At 76.3% G+C, this 2,347-nt stretch carries 1 protein-coding gene and 1 pseudogene; both read left to right on the top strand.

Annotated elements, in window-relative coordinates:
* Window positions 1–751: pseudogene (locus tag HUW36_RS31105) on the top strand (hypothetical protein); the annotation flags it as partial.
* Entirely contained in the window at window positions 748–2,214 is a 1,467-nt protein-coding gene (locus HUW36_RS31100) for an NADH-quinone oxidoreductase subunit NuoF family protein (protein ID WP_174531346.1), read from the top strand. The pseudogene HUW36_RS31105 and the gene HUW36_RS31100, both read left to right, overlap by 4 nt.
* Window positions 2,215–2,347: the final 133 nt, after the last annotated feature.

Raw genomic sequence — 2,347 nt, 5'->3', positions numbered from 1 at the left:
CCGGCGGCGGGGCGAGGAGCCGGAACGCCGGACCCGGACGCAGGAGGCCCCGGCCGCGCGGCGCACCTCGCGGCGCCGCGACGACGATTCGGTACGCCGGAGCCGGGACTCCGAGCGGGTGCCCGCCGCCCGGCGGAGCACCGAGGAACTGGAGTCGATCGGCCGACGGGACGGCGAACGGTCCCGTCGCCGCCGCCGGGACGACGAGGAACGGGTCAGCCGCCGGTCCCGCTCCGACGAGGACCTGGTCGCGCAGTACTCCGCCCCGCCGGAGAGCGGCGGTCGGCACTCGGCCCCGCCGGACACCGGCGGTCGTCACTCGGCCCCGCCGGACAACGGCCGGTACGCCACCCCCGCCGAGGTGGCCCGCTACTCGGCCCCGCCGCGTCCGACGGACGAGGCCGAGGAGCCGTGGGACAGCCCGCGCCGCTGGGAGAGCCGCCCGGTCTCCGGTGAGCCGATCTCGGCCGGACCGATCTCCGGCACCCCGGTCACCGCGGAGCCGCGCAGCGGTTCCGGCCGGCGCTACCGGGACGAGGAGGACGTGCCGGAGGAGCCGGACTACTGGCGGCCGCCGGCCCGCTACGCCGCTGACGACGAGTTCGTCGACGACACCCCCACGCTCGTCGACCTCGCCTCCCGCCGGGCCCTCAAGGCCACCAAGGAGAGCCGTTCCAGCCGCCGCCGGCGGGCCGACGCGGACGCGGTCGACGGCGCGTACTGGGCCGGGCTGCGGGGTGAGGCCCGGTGAGGCGGACGACCGTGCCGCCGGTCGCCTGCGTCGGCGAGCCCCGGCTGACCGCCGGATTCGCCGAGTTCGGCCGGCTCGACCTGCTCGCCCACGAGGAGGTGCACGGGCCGATCGGACCGATGGAACCGGCGGCGCTGCTCCGGCTCGCCGAGGCGATCGACCTCAAGGGCAAGGGCGGCGCGGGCTTCCCGTTCGCCCGCAAGCTGCGCGCCGTGCTGGAGTCCTGCGAGCGGCAGGACCTGTCCGCCGTGGTGGTGGTCAACGCCACCGAGGGGGAACCCGCGAGCTGGAAGGACAAGGTACTGCTCACCCGGGCCCCGCACCTCGTCCTGGACGGCGCCGCGCTGGCCGCGTTCGCGCTGGACGCCGACGAGATCGTGATCGGCGTGTCCGACGACGACGTGGCCCGGCCCTCGCTGACCGAGGCGCTGCAGGAACGGCGGATGCCGGTGCCGACCACCATCGTCACGGTGCCGCACCGGTTCATCTCCGGCGAGGGCGGCGCGCTGGTCAACGGCATCAACGGCCTGCCGCACATCCCGCCCGGCACCAAGAAGCGTTCCAGCGACTCCGGCGTCGGCGGGCTGCCCACCCTGCTGTGCAACGCCGAGACCTACGCCCAGCTCGCGGTCGCCGCCCGGATCGGACCGTACGAGTACGCGGCGCTCGGCACCGACGACGAACCCGGCACCGTGCTGCTCACCGTCACCGGGTCGGCGAAGCGGCCGGCCGTGGTGGAGTGCGCGGCCGGCACCCCGCTGCGCGAGATCCTCGACCTGTGCGAGGTTCCGCCCGGGCCGGGCGTCCTGACGGGCGGCTACCACGGCAAGTGGATCACCGCGGAGGCGGCCGAGCGGGCCGAGGTCTCCCGCAAGGGGCTGGCCGCGGTGGGCGGCACGCTCGGCGCCGGCATCGTCGTGCCGCTCGGCACCGACACCTGCCCGCTCGGCGAGGCCGCCCAGGTGGTCCGCTACCTGGCCGGCGAATCCGCCGGACAGTGCGGCCCGTGCAAGATGGGCCTGCCCGACCTGGCCCGCTCCGTCGACCTCGCGGTCTCCGGCAGCGCCCCGGTCGAGCTGGTCCGGGCCGCCGCCGGGGACGTGAAGGGACGCGGTGCGTGCAGCCACCCCGACGGCACCGCCCGGTTCGCGCTGTCCGCCATGGAGGTGTTCGCCGACGACCTGCGGCTGCACGCCACCGGGGAGGGCTGCGGCAAGCGGGTCACGGGCGCCATGGGCCTGCCCGGCGCGCCCGACGGCAACCCGCAGAAGCTCACCCTGGACTGGTCCCGCTGCGACGGCCACGGGCTCTGCGCGCACGTGGTGCCGGACTTCATCCGGCTCGACGGCAACGGGTTCCCCGCCTTCCCCGCCACCCCGGTGCCGACCTGGCTGCGCGAGGGCGCGCTCAAGGCGGTCAAGGTCTGTCCCGAACTCGCGCTCCGACTGGTCCGGGCCGAATGACGACCACGTCAGGAGCGTCCATGGCTTCCCGCGCGGCTCGTCGTCCCGGTGCCGCCCTCGTGCTGGCCGCCACGCTCGCCGTCGGGGCGGGCTGCGCGGTCGGCCCCGAGCGGCAGTCGTCGGCCGGTGCGAC

This window comes from Micromonospora maritima (assembly GCF_902825405.1).
Lineage (GTDB): Bacteria > Actinomycetota > Actinomycetes > Mycobacteriales > Micromonosporaceae > Micromonospora > Micromonospora maritima.
Note: the sequence above shows the minus strand (reverse complement) of the source record. Positions and strands in the feature narration are given on the sequence as shown.